14 protein-coding genes are annotated in these 14910 nt (G+C 60.9%); 3 read left to right on the top strand and 11 right to left on the bottom strand.

What is annotated here, in order from left to right; all coding sequences use genetic code 11:
• Window positions 1–3 precede the first annotated feature (3 nt).
• The 8 genes from gmk to pyrR all read right to left on the bottom strand — a co-directional run bounded on the left by gmk (window position 4) and on the right by pyrR (window position 6446).
• Window positions 4–573, bottom strand: a complete 570-nt coding sequence (gene gmk, locus DWX25_RS03405; RefSeq protein ID WP_117742740.1) for a guanylate kinase — start codon at window positions 571–573, stop codon at window positions 4–6.
• Window positions 574–882: an integration host factor, actinobacterial type gene (gene mihF / locus DWX25_RS03400; protein WP_006236130.1), complete on the bottom strand. Its 309-nt coding sequence runs from the start codon at window positions 880–882 to the stop codon at window positions 574–576.
• Between the two features lie 240 nt (window positions 883–1122).
• The gene (pyrF, locus tag DWX25_RS03395) at window positions 1123–1839 is read right to left on the bottom strand and encodes an orotidine-5'-phosphate decarboxylase (protein ID WP_117799093.1); all 717 of its coding nucleotides are present in this window, start codon (window positions 1837–1839) and stop codon (window positions 1123–1125) included.
• Window positions 1833–2741 carry a dihydroorotate dehydrogenase gene (locus tag DWX25_RS03390; RefSeq protein ID WP_006236128.1) on the bottom strand — a complete coding sequence of 303 codons (909 nt, stop codon included), beginning with the start codon at window positions 2739–2741 and terminating at the stop codon, window positions 1833–1835. Before DWX25_RS03390 ends, pyrF begins: the two co-directional genes overlap by 7 nt.
• 14 nt (window positions 2742–2755) lie before the next feature.
• Window positions 2756–3523 (bottom strand): dihydroorotate dehydrogenase electron transfer subunit, encoded by a 768-nt coding sequence (locus DWX25_RS03385; RefSeq protein WP_117742738.1) that lies wholly within the window; start codon window positions 3521–3523, stop codon window positions 2756–2758.
• A 116-nt stretch (window positions 3524–3639) separates the two neighbouring features.
• On the bottom strand, window positions 3640–4929 hold the full coding sequence (locus tag DWX25_RS03380) for a dihydroorotase (protein WP_117799092.1): 1290 nt from the start codon (window positions 4927–4929) through the stop codon (window positions 3640–3642).
• Entirely contained in the window at window positions 4913–5857 is a 945-nt protein-coding gene (locus DWX25_RS03375) for an aspartate carbamoyltransferase catalytic subunit (protein WP_035138537.1), read from the bottom strand. The genes DWX25_RS03380 and DWX25_RS03375 overlap by 17 nt, the downstream gene beginning before the upstream one ends.
• A gap of 4 nt (window positions 5858–5861) precedes the next feature.
• Window positions 5862–6446: a bifunctional pyr operon transcriptional regulator/uracil phosphoribosyltransferase PyrR gene (pyrR, locus tag DWX25_RS03370; protein WP_117742736.1), complete on the bottom strand. Its 585-nt coding sequence runs from the start codon at window positions 6444–6446 to the stop codon at window positions 5862–5864.
• A gap of 452 nt (window positions 6447–6898) precedes the next feature.
• Between pyrR and rpmB the strand changes: the two genes are divergently transcribed.
• The gene (rpmB, locus tag DWX25_RS03365; RefSeq protein WP_022094725.1) at window positions 6899–7087 is read left to right on the top strand and encodes a 50S ribosomal protein L28; all 189 of its coding nucleotides are present in this window, start codon (window positions 6899–6901) and stop codon (window positions 7085–7087) included.
• A 226-nt stretch (window positions 7088–7313) separates the two neighbouring features.
• Here the strand turns inward: rpmB and DWX25_RS03360 are convergent, their stop codons facing one another.
• On the bottom strand, window positions 7314–8090 hold the full coding sequence (locus DWX25_RS03360) for a transposase (protein WP_117742735.1): 777 nt from the start codon (window positions 8088–8090) through the stop codon (window positions 7314–7316).
• A 332-nt stretch (window positions 8091–8422) separates the two neighbouring features.
• Between DWX25_RS03360 and adhE the strand changes: the two genes are divergently transcribed.
• Complete coding sequence (gene adhE / locus DWX25_RS03355) at window positions 8423–11071, top strand: bifunctional acetaldehyde-CoA/alcohol dehydrogenase (RefSeq protein ID WP_117799091.1); 2649 nt, start codon at window positions 8423–8425, stop codon at window positions 11069–11071.
• An 88-nt stretch (window positions 11072–11159) separates the two neighbouring features.
• Complete coding sequence (locus DWX25_RS03350) at window positions 11160–11924, top strand: aminoglycoside phosphotransferase family protein (protein ID WP_117735165.1); 765 nt, start codon at window positions 11160–11162, stop codon at window positions 11922–11924.
• Between the two features lie 180 nt (window positions 11925–12104).
• Here the strand turns inward: DWX25_RS03350 and DWX25_RS03345 are convergent, their stop codons facing one another.
• Both DWX25_RS03345 and ispG read right to left on the bottom strand, forming a co-directional pair.
• Window positions 12105–13826: a proline--tRNA ligase gene (locus DWX25_RS03345; protein WP_233505239.1), complete on the bottom strand. Its 1722-nt coding sequence runs from the start codon at window positions 13824–13826 to the stop codon at window positions 12105–12107.
• Window positions 13827–14909 (bottom strand): flavodoxin-dependent (E)-4-hydroxy-3-methylbut-2-enyl-diphosphate synthase, encoded by a 1083-nt coding sequence (ispG, locus tag DWX25_RS03340; protein ID WP_117799090.1) that lies wholly within the window; start codon window positions 14907–14909, stop codon window positions 13827–13829.
• Between the last annotated feature and the right edge of the window lies 1 nt (window position 14910).

Below are 14910 nucleotides of genomic sequence, written 5' to 3'. Positions count from 1 at the left end.
ACCTCAGATCCTTTCATGCATATCGAGAACGCGAACGAGCTCATCGGTCGCGCGGTCGAGATCGTCATTAACCACGACGTCGTCGTAGCGGTCGGCAAGGGCAAGCTCATCGGCGGCGTTTGCCATGCGCAGCTCAATCGTCTCGGGCGTCTCGGTACCGCGACCGACTAGACGCTCGCGGAGCACCTCAAGCGAAGGCGGCTTGATAAAAATCAGCACGGCCTCGGGGAAACGCTCCTTCACCTGCAGGGCGCCCTGGACATCGATCTCCAAAATCAGTGACGCGCCCGAGGCGAGCTTGGATGTGACCTCGCTCACCAACGTGCCGTAGCAGTTACCGTGGACCTCGGCCCATTCAACAAACTCACCGTTTGCCACGCGGCGGTCGAACTCCTCGCGCGTCAGAAAAAAGTAGTTGACGCCGTCGACCTCACCTTTGCGTGGTGCTCGCGTGGTAGCCGAAACCGTCAGGCCCAGGTTCGAGCGGAGCTCGCGCACACGAGTGACGAGCGTGCCCTTGCCTGCGCCTGACGGTCCAGAAATCACAAAGAGCTTGGAATCCTGAGCGCTCACTTATTTGGTCAGCTGCTCGAGGAGCTGCTCGCGCTGACGGACGCCGAGGCCCTGGACGCGACGGGTAGCGGAGATACCGAGCTCCTCCATGATCTTGGCGGCCTTGGCCTTGCCATAACCAGGGAGAGACTCGATGAGGGTGGAAACCTTCATGCGGGAAGCGATGGGGTCATCGGAGTTGAGCACGGACTCGAGGGACTTCTCGCCCTTCTTGATCTGCTCGCGAAGCTCAGCGCGGGCGTGACGTGCGGCAGCAGCCTTCTCAAGTGCCTGCTTGCGCTGCTCGTCGGTAAGCTGAGGGAGTGCCATTCGAACCTCCAAATAGTTGGGTTATATCTGATGCAGTAATTGGCATTTTAGCACGTCAAACGCACTAAATGCCCAATCGACGGCTCCATAGATTAGACGATACCTACGAAAAGTGCAATATGCGGAGGTCAAAGTTAAGCCCCTGACCTGCGATTCCACACAAAGGGTAGGAAAGTTTTCGCAGGTACAGGGGCAAATTTGTGCTAATGATACCCAAAAGTGGTGACTTGAGGGAATCTTTTAGGCGACGTTTTCGACCAGCTCGGCAACAATAGCGTCAAAGGCGGCAACCGGATCGACGGCACCGGTAATGGGACGGCCCACCACAATGTGGCTTGCACCACGCTCGATAGCCTGGGAAGGCGTCGCCACACGAGACTGGTCACCAAGAGCGGCGCCCATCGGACGCACACCCGGAGTAACGATCAGGGCATCGGGACCCAGCAGCTCACGCATGTCGTGAGCCTCCATCGGCGAGCACACGATGCCATCGATGCCGTTGGCCTGAGCGAGCTTTGCCAGGCGGACGGCCTCCTCGGCCACAGGCAACTCGACGCCGATCTCGCTCAAGGCATCCTGATTCATGCTCGTGAGCACGGTGATGGCGACGAGCTTGGCGCGGTCCTCGCGCGCCTCCTCGGCACCCTCACGGCAGGCGGCGAGCATAGCACCCGAACCCAAGCCGTGAACCGAAAGCAGGTCGGCACCGGCAAGCGAGGCCGAGCGGGCGGCACCGCGAACCTGATGCGGAATATCATGGAACTTAAGGTCAAGGAAGACCTTAAAACCCAGGCCCTTGAACGTCTTGACGATCTCGGGACCCTCGGCGTAATAGAGCGTCATGCCCACCTTGAGCCAGGCGGCATGGCCCGAAAGCTCATGGGCGAGCTCGAGCGCACGCTCACGGTCGCAGTCGAGGGCGACGATAACACGGTCGCGGGCATCGGTCTCTAGCATTCGAAAGCACCTACCAGCTCGTTGATGTCCTTCACGCCCTGGGACTCAGCCCAAGCCTCGAGCTCATGCGCGATCTTGAGCGAAGCACACGGATCGACAAAGTTGGCCATGCCGACCGACACGCAGGTGGCACCGGCCAGGATAAACTCAGCCGCATCCTCGCCGGTCATGACACCGCCGACACCGTTGATGGGGATATCGACGGCCTGGGCAACCTCCCAGACCATGCGCACGGCGATGTGGTGGCACAGCGGGCCCGAAAGGCCGCCCTTGGGCTTGGCCACGCGGGACTTACGGGTATGGACGTCGATGGCCATGCCCTGAATGGAGTTGATGACCGAAAGGCCGTCGGCGCCGGCAGCCTCGAGGGCCTTGGCGATCTCGGCGACGTTGACCGGCGCCATCTTCACGAACAGCGGCTTATCGGTCACCTTGCGGCAGGCAGCCATAACGGAAGAGGCGCCCTCGGGCGTGGAGCCCATGGCGGCACCGCCAGCGGCGATATTAGGGCAGCTCACGTTGATCTCGTAGCCGGCAGCCCAAGGGCACAGCTCGACATACATCTCGAGTGCGCGGACAAACTCGTCAACAGAGTGACCGGCAACCTGGCAGATGACCTGGCAGCCGTCCTTGGAAAGCTGCTCCAGCCAAGGGCCGGACTCACGGGCAAAGGCGGCCACGCCGGGGTTCTGAAGGCCCACCGAGTTGATCATACCGCCGGGGATCTCGGCCATACGGGGTGCGGGGTTGCCGGGCCAGGGCTCGGCAGCGCAGCCCTTGGTGGTGATGGCGCCCAGCTGGGAAACATCGAAGAAGTTCTGGAACTGCCAGCCGTAACCAAAAGTGCCGGCTGCGGTGTTGATGGGGTTTTGCATCTTGACGCCGCCGAAATCGACGGCCATGTTCACGGTACCCACTAGAAGACCACCACCTTGGAAGCATCGAACACGGGGCCGCACATGCAGGCGCCCTTCATACCGTCAACCGTCTCGACGTTACAGGTGTTGCAGGCGCCAAAGCCGCAGCTCATCATGCGCTCAAGCGACACCTCGCAGTACACACCGGCCTCGGCGGCAGCGGCGGCGACCTTCTTCATCATGACGGCGGGACCGCAGCTGGCGACATAGTCGTAGCCACCCTCGCCAAGCAGCTCGGCGGCCGGATCGGTGCAAAAACCATGCGTGCCAAGCGAGCCGTCGTCGGTGCATACATTAACCGTGGCGCCCAACGCGCGGAACTCATCGATACCCACGGCCTTGGACGCGGTGCCAAAGCCCATGCACACGTCGACGGCCACACCCTGCTCGGCAAGCATGCCCGCCAGGCAGAGCACGGGCGGGACACCGATGCCGCCCGCCACGAGCAGCGCCTTCTTGGCGCCCTCGGGCACCAGCCAGCCGCGACCGCCAGGGCCCAGCAGGTTAGAAGTGGAACCAGAGGCCATCTGCGACAGACGGCGGGTGTCGTCGCCCACGACGGTGTACCACAGCTCGACGGTGCCGGCCTGGGCGTCGGCGCGATAGAAGCTCAGGGGCACGCGAAGCAGCGAGGACGCATCGCCGGGCACGGCGATGTTCACAAACTGACCGGGCTTGAGCGCACTTGCAAGCTTGGGGGCCGAGATTACGAGCGAGAAGATGCCCTCGGCGATCTCCTGGTTCGAGACGACCTCGAAGTCGTGCATGCGTGCAGTGGAAGGTGTGGGCATAGACGCTCCAATCCCCCATGCGGTTGCATGGTCAAAACGAACAGAAAGCGCGGCACCGCAAGGGCACCGCGCACAAAAGCGATAAGGCTATGCTAGCAGATGCAGCCGTCGGCGAGCGTCTGCTTACCGCCGACAAACACATCGGTGGCACGACCGGTGAGCGTGCGGCCGGCAAAACCGGAGTTCTCGGCGCGCGACTCGTAACCGTCCTCGCCGACCGTCCAAGTGGCGGACGTGTCGAACACGGTCAGGTCGGCGACGGAGCCCACCTTGACCTGAACCTGGTCGAGGCCCAGGATCTCACGCGGTTTGATGGCCATGAGCTCGACCATGCGGCCCATGCTCATCTTGCCCGTATTGACCAGCTCGGTGAGCACGAGCGACAGCGAAGTCTCGAGGCCGATCATGCCAAAAGGTGCAAGCTCGAACTCGCGGGCCTTCTCCCACGGGGTGTGGGGAGCGTGATCGGTGACGATAACGTCGACGGTACCGTCGATGACGCCCTGACGGATGGCCTCGGCGTCCTCCTCGGTACGCAGCGGCGGATTGACCTTGAGCGAGGTGTTGTAGGTCTCGTCCAGGTCGTTCTCGGTCAGGAACATGTGGTGCGGGGTGGCCTCGCAGGTAACCTGAACGCCAGCGGCCTTACCGGCACGCACGATCTCCAGGCCATGGGCGGTGGAGATATGCTGGATGTGCAGCTTGGCACCGGTCAGCTTGGCAATCTCGATGTCGCGGGCGATCTGGAGCTCCTCGCCGGCAGCCGGCCAGCCCTCGAGAGCCAGACGGGTCGAGACCTTGCCCTCATTGATCTGGCCGTGGCCGACCAGGTCCTCGTCCTGGCAGTGGCTCATAAAGACCTTGCCGAACATCTTGCCGTAGTCCATGCAGCGGCGGAGCATGCCCGCGCCCTGCACGCCGCGACCGTCGTCGGTGAAGGCGACGGCGCCGTGGGCGGCCATATCGCCCATCTCGGACATGGCCTCGCCCTTAAGACCGCGGGTCATGGCGCCCGACGGATAGACGCGGCAGTGACCGACCTCGGCAGCACGGGACTTGACGAACTCCACGACGGTGCCGTTATCGGTGACGGGATCGGTGTTGGGCATGGAGCACACGCCGGTAAAGCCGCCCTTGGCAGCTGCGCGGGTGCCGCTCTCGATGTCCTCTTTGACCTCGTAACCGGGCTCGCGAAGGTGAACGTGCATATCCACCAGGCCGGGGACGAGGTACTTGCCGGAAAGGTCGCGGACCTCGGCCCCCTCGACGGCGAGATTCTCGCCGACCTCGGCGATCTTGTCGCCGTCAATCAGGACGTCAACGACACCGTCAAGCTCGACGGACGGGTCGACGACGTGGGCATTCTTAAGAAGCAAGGCCATTATCGGCACCTCCAAGCAGCAGATACAGGATAGCCATACGCACGCAGATACCGGCGTAGACCTGCTCCAGGATGACGGAGCGTTGCGGGTGGTCGGCCATATAGGAGTCGAACTCGACGCCGCGGTTGATGGGGCCCGGGTGGCAGATGATCGCATCGGGCTTCATGAGCTTCTCGCGATCCTTGGTCAGGCCGAAGAGCTTGTGGTACTCGCGAATGGTCGGGAACGGGGCGCCCTCGAGGCGCTCCTGCTGCACGCGCAGCATGTAGACGACGTCCAGCTCGGGCAGGACGGAATCGAGGTCACTCGTCACGTGGTCGCAGCCCAGGACCTCAGGCGCCGGCGGCAGCAGCGTGCCGGGAGCGACGGCGTAGGTCTCGCAGCCCATGATCTTAAGGGCGGGGATCAGCGAGCCGCAGACGCGGGAGTGCGCGATATCGCCGACGACGGCGACCTTCAGACCGTGGAAGTCACCCTTGTGCTCCCAGATGGTGTACAGGTCGAGCAGGGCCTGCGTGGGATGGTTGTGCTTGCCGTCGCCGGCGCAGATGACGCTCGCAGGCGAGTTCTGCGTGACGATATAGGGAGCGCCGGCGTGCTTGTCGCGCACGACGATGCAGTCGATCTTGTAGGCGTTGAGGGTCTCGACGGTGTCGACGAGGCTCTCGCCCTTGACCGTAGAGGTCGAGGAGCCGCCGAAGTTGAGGCTGTCGGCCGAAAGACGCTTCTCGGCAAGCTCGAAGGAGCTACGGGTGCGCGTCGAGGGCTCGTTGAACATGTTGACGATGGTCTTGCCCTTGAGCGTGGGGACCTTCTTGATCGCACGCTCGTTGACCTCGGAGAACGCCTTGGCGGTCTCGAGGATGAGCTTGATGTCCTCTTCGGAGTACTCGGTAATGTCGATCAGGTGCTTATGATTGAACGCCACGGTACTACTCACCTCCCAGCGGCGCGGAGCCCACGCGGGAACCCGGCGCGACGTCGTTGATCTCGACGGCGGTGTGGCCGTCGACTTCTTTCATATATAGGTGCACGTTCTCCTCATGCGACGAGGGAACGTTCTTGCCGACAAAGTCCGGCGAGATGGGGAGCTCGCGGTGGCCGCGGTCGACGAGGACCGCCAGCTCGATGCGGCTCGGACGACCCAGGTCCATGACGGCGTCGAGAGCGGCGCGGATGGTACGGCCCGTATACAGGATGTCGTCCACCAGCACGACGCGTTTGCCGTCGACGCTAAAGGGAATGTTGGTGGCGTGGATCGCGGGAGCGAAATTGGTAGCGTAGTCATCGCGGTAGAAGCTGATGTCGAGGCTGCCGAGCGGAACGTCGACGCCCTCGATCTCCTTGATCTCCTCGACGAGCTTCTTTGCCAGAAGGTCGCCGCGCGTGACGATGCCGACCAGAGCGAGGTCTTCACAGCCCTCGTTGCGCTCGAGAATCTCGTGCGCGATGCGGGTCATAGCTCGATTGACGGCGGTCTCGTCCATGATGACCGCCTTGGGGGAAGTCGTGCCCATCGATCTCCTTCCTCACATGTCTTGACTGCTGACACAGTCAAAAAAAATAGATGTCCGACCGCTTAAAGCGGACCAGACACCCACAGGAAGGGCTGCTCTTTGGCAGCTATGTAATTCCATGTGGGTATCTCGTACCCCTTTAATGGTCAAGGTATAGTGTAGCCAACCTCGAGCGTAATTGCGAGCATAAATACAAAGCAATCCATAAACGGGCGCAGGCGCTCCATAAACCTATATATATTTGTGGGACGAACTTGAAAACCTCGGTTCGAGCTGGCATAATCCCCTCTGCTGCACGCAAATCGGATCTACGTCCAGGGCCGTGGCGTGCGCACTATCGCCAAAAGAGGAATATCTCTGTGTAGATTGCGCACAGGGAGCGACTTCTGTGCTATAGTTCAGGCTTGTTTGTTAACGCGACATGTTCGTTTGTCGCCCAAGGAGGGTCAGTTATGTCCAAAGTTTGCGAAGTTTGCGGTAAGCACCCCGTTGCCGGTCGCTCCATCAGCCACTCTCACCGCGTCACCAACCGTAAGTTCCGCCCCAACATCCAGCGCGTCTACGTCGTCGTCGATGGTCACCGTCGCAAGATGAACGTTTGCTCCACCTGCCTCAAGTCCGGCAAGGTTGCGCGCTCCTAAATAAGGTCTTACCAACAAGTACCTCGGACTCTCCGGGTCAAAGACCTCGCGTTCACATAGAACTTACCAAGGGCGTCCTCCCCTACGGAGGGCGCCCTTTTGCACTCATTGGGGACAGACTTACATAAGTGTTTTCACGCATTGGGGACAGACTTAGATGAGCGCTTTCCTAAGCTCGCAGCGCATCGATGAACTCACGGCGTTTCGATCGGCCCCAATCCATACCTCACGCCGCCTCTTTCCAGCCTGTGGTGGCCTTGGTTACGCTCGTAGCGCCGATACCGGTGATACGGGCAATTTGCTTGACCGTGAGATGCGCCCGCCTGAGCCTCAGCAGACACGCATCACGTTCGGGACGAGGCAGGGCCTTGAGCAGCGCAGGATCTATGCTCGGCAACACTTCGTGCGCGACGGCAAGGGCATCCTCATCGGGGATCCGCCGGCGTGGAAGAACCCCCACTGACCAGATGCGCCCAGCAACTTCCTTGAGATGCTCGCAATAGCAACGGGAGCCTCCGACAATATCGAGCATGGGGGCCGCATCGCAGATATCAAAGGGATCATAGCCCAGCTGATATGCCTTGTAGCTTGACCAGCGGTATGCCTCGAGTGAGTCGAGCGCACCTTTCACGGGATTGAGATGAATATAGTCGAGCAGCTGCACCGCCTGCGTGTCCGTCTCAACAGCGACCCGCGAATAGCGATTGTCAAACAGATGGCCCGTTCTTCCCGTTTTCCCATTGAAATACTTAGCATACGCCGTCAGTGCGCACTGCATTGCCTTTGAAAGGTTGTCATATGGGTCATCAACCATCAAATGGAAGTGGTTGTCCATAAGGCACCAAGCCAACACCGCCACTTTATGACGCGCAAACCTGTCCGAGATGTCCGATAAGAAACGATAACGGTCGGAATCATCTTCAAAAATAATCTGTTTGGAGTTGCCACGGTCAAAGACGTGGTAATAGCCGGTGAGCGAAACGGCGCGGGCACATCGGGGCATAGCCTCTCCTTTCAAAACTGTACAGGCAACACCTAAAAGGAGAGACGCAACGCGAAATGCTGAGCCTGTAACCTATTTATATCCAATGAGCGGCTATAACAGGCCCAGAACGGCAAAATGGCAAAACGATGTCTGTCCCAAATGAGTGAAAGCACTCATGTAAGCCTGTCCCCAATGAGCGGGGCGATGCAGCAGAAAGATTGTTTTAGTTGAAACGTTTCATTATGTTGAAGCGTTTTAGTGTGCCTTTTACAGGAATCTTGCCACTCACCGAATTATTTATTGCTATCATGCAAGGCGTAGGGTAAATCTCCGATCGCAAGGAGACACAAATGGTGAAAAAGTCACCGGAAAACACTACTCCCGCAATTGTGGACAACGTAGAGGCGCTTGAGGCTAAGCTCGCTCAGATGCGAGAGGCCCAGGCGCTTTTTGCTACGTACACGCAGGAGCAGGTCGACAAGATCTTCTACGAGGCCGCCATGGCCGCCAACAAGGCTCGTATCCCGTTGGCGAAGATGGCCATCGAGGAGACCGGCCGCGGCGTTCTTGAGGACAAGGTCATCAAGAACCACTACGCCGCAGAGTACATCTACAACGCTTACAAGAACACCAAGACCTGTGGTGTCCTGGAGCGCGACGAGGCCTACGGCATCACCAAGATTGCCGAGCCCATCGGCATCGTGGGCGCCGTCATCCCGACGACCAACCCCACCTCCACCGCGATCTTCAAGACGCTGATCAGTCTGAAGACCCGCAACGCCATCATCATCTCCCCGCACCCGGCTGCCGCCAAGTGTACCATCGCCGCCGCCAAGCTCGTGCTTGACGCCGCCGTCAAGGCCGGCGCCCCCGAGGGCATCATCGGCTGGGTCGATGTCCCCTCCATCGAGCTAACCAACATGGTCATGCGCGACGTCGACATCATCCTCGCCACCGGTGGCCCGGGCATGGTCAAGGCCGCCTACTCCTCGGGCAAGCCCGCCCTGGGCGTTGGCGCCGGTAACACCCCGGTCATCATCGACGACACCGCCGACGTGCTGCTCGCCGTCAACTCCATCATCCACTCCAAGACCTTCGACAACGGCATGATCTGCGCTTCCGAGCAGTCCGTGACCGTCATCGACAGCATCTATGACCTGGTTAAGGCCGAGTTCCAGAAGCGCGGCTGCTACTTCGTCAAGCAGGGTGCCGAGATGGAGGCCCTGCGTGGCGCCATGTTCAAGAACGGCGCTCTCGATCACCGCATCCCCGGCATGGCTGCCGCCAAGATCGCCGAGCTCGCCGGCATCGAGGTTCCCGCTAAGACCAAGATCCTGATCGCCGAGGTCACCTCCACCGATCCGGCCAAGGAGGAGTTCTCCCACGAGAAGCTCTCCCCGGTCCTGGCCATGTATCACGCCAAGGACTTCCAGGAGGCCGTCGACAAGGCCGAGCACCTGGTGCTCGCCGGTGGCCCGGGCCACACCGCCTCTCTGTACGTGCACCCCGCCCAGGCCGAGAAGATCAGCCTGTTCGAGCACGTCATGAAGGCCTGCCGTATCGTCATCAACACCCCGTCTTCGCATGGCGGCATCGGTGACCTGTACAACTTTGGCATGAAGCCGTCTCTGACCCTGGGCTGCGGCTCCTGGGGCGGCAACTCCGTCTCCGAGAACGTTGGGGTGAAGCACTTGATCAACGTTAAGACTGTGGCCGAGCGCCGTGAGAACATGCTGTGGTTCCGCGCTCCCGAGAAGGTCTACTTCAAGAAGGGTTCCACGCCCGTCGCTCTCGACGAGCTCGGCACCGTCATGGGCAAGAAGCGCGCCTTCATCGTCACCGACCAGTTCCTCTTCAAGAATGGCAACACCCGCGCCATCGAGGCCAAGCTCGACGAGATGGGCATCGCCCACGACTGCTTCTACGACGTCGAGCCCGATCCGTCGCTGCAGTGCGCACGTCGCGGCGCCAAGCAGATGGCTCTCTTTGAGCCGGACGTCATCATCGCCGTCGGCGGTGGCTCCGCTATGGACGCCGGCAAGATCATGTGGATGATGTACGAGCACCCCGAGTGCAAGTTTGAGGACATGGCCATGGACTTCATGGACATCCGCAAGCGTATCTTCACCTTCCCCGAGATGGGCAAGAAGGCCTACTTCGTCGCCGTCCCGACCTCTTCGGGTACCGGCTCCGAGTGCACGCCGTTCGCCATCATCACCGACAAGGAGACCGGCATCAAGTGGCCGCTTGCCGACTACGCGCTGCTCCCCAACATGGCTATCGTCGACGCCGACAACTGCATGACCGCCCCGCGCGGCCTGACCGCTGCCTCCGGCATCGACGTCATGACCCACGCCATCGAGTCCTATGTCTCCATCATGGCTTCCGACTACACCAAGGGCCTCTCCGAGCGCGCTGCCAAGCTCGTTTTCGAGAACCTGCCCTCCAGCTTCGAGAACGGCGCCAAGGACCCGCACGCCCGCGAGGAGATGCACAACGCCTCATGCATGGCCGGTATGGCCTTCGCCAACGCCTTCCTGGGCCTCAACCACTCCATGGCCCACAAGCTCGGCGCCTTCCATCACCTGCCCCACGGCATCGCCAACGCCATCATCCTGACGCGCGTCATGCGCTACAACGCCGCCGAGGCTCCCGTCAAGATGGGCACGTTCTCCCAGTATCCTTACCCCAACGCGCTGCACAACTACGCCGAGATGGCCAAGTACTGCGGCATCGAGGGCAGGGACGACAAGGAGGTCTTCGAGAACTTCATCACGAAGCTCGAGGAGCTCAAGGACTTCATCGGCGTCAAGAAGACCATCGCCGACTACGGTGTTGACGAGCAGTACTTCCTCGACACCCTCGACGAGATGACCGAGCAGGCATTCAACGACCAGTGCACCGGCGCTAACCCGCGCTACCCGCTCATGAGCGAGATCAAGGAGCTCTACCTGGACGCCTACTATGGCCGCGAGCCCCAGGACTACGCCGTCTGCTAGTCTTTAGCACGGTTATTTGCGGCGGGGGTGCACGGGTGTACGCACGCCCCCGCCGTTGCTTCTATCGCATCGTTGAAAGGATGCAATCATGCTGCTTCCCGATTCCAAGACCGAGCTCGTCCGTCGTGGCAACAAGGTCGTTTACGACCTGGGCGACAAGATTGTCAAGGTCTTTAACGAGACCAAGCCCGTCTCCGACGTGTTCAACGAGGCTTTGAATCTTGCCCGCATCAATGAGTGCGGCATCCGCAGCCCCAAGGCGCTCGAGGTTTCTCAGCTCGAGAACGCCAACGGCTGGGCGCTTGTGACCGAGAAGGTTGCTGGCACCACCCTCGCCGACAAGATGACTGCCGAGCCCCAACGCTTTGGTGAGTACCTCGAGATGTTCGTCGACCTCCAGATCGAGATCCACGGCTACACCTCCCCGCTGCTCAACCGTCAGCGCGACAAGTTCGCCCGCATGATCGACAGCCTTGATCAGCTCAATGCCACCACGCGCTACAACCTTCAGGAGCGTCTGGACGGCATGACCAAGGAGTTCAAGGTCTGCCACGGCGACTTCAACCCCTCCAACGTCATCGTTGGCGACGACGGTCAGCTGTACGTCTGCGACTGGGCACATGCCACCCAGGGCTCCCCTGCTGCCGACGTTGCCACCACCTACCTGCTCTTTGCCCTCAGCAGCAAGGACCAGGCCGAGGCCTACCTGGAGCTCTACTGCGACCGCGCCGACATGCCTATGCAGGTCGTGCGTCAGTGGACGAGCATCGTCGCCGCTTCCGAGCTCGCTCGTAAGCGCAACGTGAACGATGAGTTCCTTAAGAACTGGATCGACGTCGTCGATTATCAGTAATATCTGAGCGATTTATTTCGCATCGGAGGCACAAAAGGGAAACCCCGCAGCTCGCATGGGCCGTGGGGTTTTCCTTTTAGATATCGAGGATGCCACAAGATAAAAGGACGGCCCCACATCTCCCCGATCTGGAGAAATGCGGGGCCGTCCCGTATATCGAACTACAAGCGAAATCGCCGATTAGCGGCGGGCAGCCTTAACAAGCTCGGCAACCTTGGCGACGATCTCGTCAATCGCCACGTCCTCGCGATCGCCCGTGGCACGGTCCTTGAGCTCAACGGTGCCATTCTTAAGACCGCGCTTGCCCAAAACCACCTGATACGGGAAGCCCATGAGGTCGTTATCGGCAAACTTAAAGCCGGGACGCTCATCGCGGTCGTCGACGACGACCTCGATACCCTCGGCGCACAGACCGTCGACGATCTGCTCACAAACGGTAGCGCACTCCTCCTTCTTGGGATCGAGCGGAATCACCGCGACCTCGTACGGGGCAACGGAGACCGGCCAGACGATACCGTGCTCATCGTTGTGCTGCTCCACGACGGCAGCGAGCGAGCGGGACACACCCACGCCGTAGCAACCCATGATAAGCGGCTTCTCCTTGCCGTCCTCGTCCATAAAGGTGGCACCCATGGCCTCGGAATACTTGGTGCCCAGCTGGAACACCTGGGAGACCTCGATACCGCGAGCAGCGGAGAGCGGCTTGCCGCAGTGCGGGCAGGGATCGCCGGCGACGACGGTGACCAGGTCGGCCCACTCATCGACGGTAAAGTCGCGCTCGGGGCAGGCACCGGTAAAGTGGTAGTCGACCTCGTTGGCGCCACAGGCCCACTGCTTAGACTCACGCAGGCTCTCGTCGCACACCAGACGGATGCCCTCGGGCAGGTTAACCGGTCCGATAAAGCCCTTATGCAGACCGTAGGTCTGGAGTTCCTCGTCGGTCATCATGCGATAGCCCTTGCCAAAGACGTGCTCGGCCTTGCAGTCGTTGAGCTCATGATCGCCCGGGACAATGGCCACGACAGGCTTGCCCTCAGCGTCGATGAGTGCCAGCGACTTGCGCGTGCCGTTCTCGGGGAAGCCGAAGAACTTTGCAACTGCCTCGATGGTGCCCATGCCCGGGGTCTCGACCTTGGTGAGCGTACCGTCGCCGGGGCCCTCGGTCACGACAACCTTGGTGCTTGCCGCCTCGTCGTCAGCAGCAAAGCCACAATCGTCGCAGTAAACCAACGAAGCCTCGCCGGCGTCAGCAAGAGCCATGTACTCGACGGAGGTGTCGCCACCGATCTCACCGGAATCGGCGACAACGGGCAGAGCCTTGATGTAGCAGCGCTCGCAGATATTGGCGTACGCCTGCTTCATCTTGTCGTACTCCTCCTGCAGGCTCTCCTGCGTAGCGGAGAAGCTGTAGGCGTCCTTCATGATGAACTCGCGACCGCGCATTAGGCCAAAGCGGGGACGGAACTCGTCGCGGAACTTATCCTGGATGTGATAGAGATTCACCGGCAGCTGCTTGTAGGAACGCAGTTCATTTCGTACCAGGGCGGTCACGGTCTCCTCGTGCGTGGGGCCCAGCACAAACTCACGACCGTGACGGTCATCAAAGCGCACGAGCTCCTTGCCATAGGCATCGATGCGGCCGGACTCACGCCACAGCTCGGCATCGACCATAATGGGCATCATGAGCTCCTGGGCACCGGCAGCGTCCATCTCGTCACGCACGATATTCTCGATCTTGCGGATCGAGCGCCATGCGAGCGGCAGATAGGAATAGAGACCGGCGGCCTCCTTGCGAATCATGCCAGCACGGAGCAGCAAGCGGTGGCTGGCGAGCTCAGCGTCGGCCGGATCCTCTTTGAGCGTCGGAGCATACAGCTTAGACATATACATTGCTCGAGTCATTTATTTCTCCTCAATTAGCTTGTCGACCTCGGCCATCAGCGCGTCGACAATTTGATCCTCAGCTACTTTACCAATGATCTGGCCGTGCGAAAAGAGCAGGCCCTGACCTCGTCCACAGGCAACCCCCAAGTCGGCATCAGAAGCCTCGCCGGGGCCATTGACCGCACAGCCCATCACAGCGATCGAAAGCGGCGCGGAGTAGTTCTTGAGCCGCTCGGTAACCTCCTCGGCGATTGCGATGAGATTGACCTGGCAGCGCGCACATGTGGGGCACGAGACAATCTCGGGGCCACGACGACGCAGGCCCAGCGACTGCAGAATACCCCAAGCGACCGGCGGCTCCTCAACCGGATCGGCCGTAAGCGAGACGCGCATGGTGTCGCCAATGCCCTCGGAGAGCAGGATGCCCAGTCCCACCGAGCTCTTGATGGTGCCCTGCAGCTTGGTACCGGCCTCAGTCACACCCAGATGAAGTGGAACATGGGGAATCTCGCGCGACAGGGCACGATAGGTATCAAGCGTCGTCTGTACACTATGGGCCTTGGCGGAAAGCACGATGTTGGTAAAGCCGCGGTCCTCAAAGTGCCGCACAAAGCGCTCACTCGACATCACGAGCTTCTCGGGCTGCGTAAGCTCGCCGCGCTCGGCGATATCCTGCTCGAGCGAGCCGGCGTTGACACCGATGCGAATCGCACAGCCCGCAGCGCCGGCGGCGTCGATGACGGCATCGACCTTAGCCCAATCGCCGATATTACCGGGATTGATGCGCAGCTTGGCGGCACCAGCCTCGACGGCGCCGATGGCGAGCTTATGGTTAAAGTGAATATCGGCAACGATTGGCACCGGAGACTCGGCACAGATGGTACGGAAGCCCTCGAGCGCGGCTTCGGTGGGTACACTCACGCGCACGATATCGCAGCCCGCCTGCGCCAAAGCGCGGACCTGCCCAAGCGTTGCCTGAGCATCGGCGGTATCGGTGCAGGTCATAGACTGGACCACGACCGGCGCGCCGCCGCCGATCTGCACCCCGCCCACATGCACGGGGCGCGTCAGCTCGCGCGGCAAAGAATGGGATAGAGACAAT

The organism is Collinsella sp. AF18-8LB (assembly GCF_003459795.1).
Lineage (GTDB): Bacteria > Actinomycetota > Coriobacteriia > Coriobacteriales > Coriobacteriaceae > Collinsella.
The sequence above is the reverse complement of the archived record's forward strand: the minus strand, read 5'-3'. Positions and strand labels throughout refer to the sequence as shown.

What these genes read in the sequence shown, in the direction of transcription:
- mihF (WP_006236130.1), bottom strand. Translation starts at nt 882, where the DNA reads ATGGCACTCCCTCAGCTTACCGACGAGCAGCGCAAGCAGGCACTTGAG.
- pyrF (WP_117799093.1), bottom strand. Translation starts at nt 1,839, where the DNA reads ATGCTAGAGACCGATGCCCGCGACCGTGTTATCGTCGCCCTCGACTGC.
- DWX25_RS03390 (WP_006236128.1), bottom strand. Translation starts at nt 2,741, where the DNA reads ATGGCCGTCGATTTCGGCGGCGTCAAGATGCAAAACCCCATCAACACC.
- DWX25_RS03385 (WP_117742738.1), bottom strand. Translation starts at nt 3,523, where the DNA reads ATGCACGACTTCGAGGTCGTCTCGAACCAGGAGATCGCCGAGGGCATC.
- DWX25_RS03380 (WP_117799092.1), bottom strand. Translation starts at nt 4,929, where the DNA reads ATGGCCTTGCTTCTTAAGAATGCCCACGTCGTCGACCCGTCCGTCGAG.
- pyrR (WP_117742736.1), bottom strand. Translation starts at nt 6,446, where the DNA reads ATGGGCACGACTTCCCCCAAGGCGGTCATCATGGACGAGACCGCCGTC.
- rpmB (WP_022094725.1), top strand. Translation starts at nt 6,899, where the DNA reads ATGTCCAAAGTTTGCGAAGTTTGCGGTAAGCACCCCGTTGCCGGTCGC.
- DWX25_RS03360 (WP_117742735.1), bottom strand. Translation starts at nt 8,090, where the DNA reads ATGCCCCGATGTGCCCGCGCCGTTTCGCTCACCGGCTATTACCACGTC.
- adhE (WP_117799091.1), top strand. Translation starts at nt 8,423, where the DNA reads ATGGTGAAAAAGTCACCGGAAAACACTACTCCCGCAATTGTGGACAAC.
- DWX25_RS03350 (WP_117735165.1), top strand. Translation starts at nt 11,160, where the DNA reads ATGCTGCTTCCCGATTCCAAGACCGAGCTCGTCCGTCGTGGCAACAAG.
- DWX25_RS03345 (WP_233505239.1), bottom strand. Translation starts at nt 13,826, where the DNA reads ATGACTCGAGCAATGTATATGTCTAAGCTGTATGCTCCGACGCTCAAA.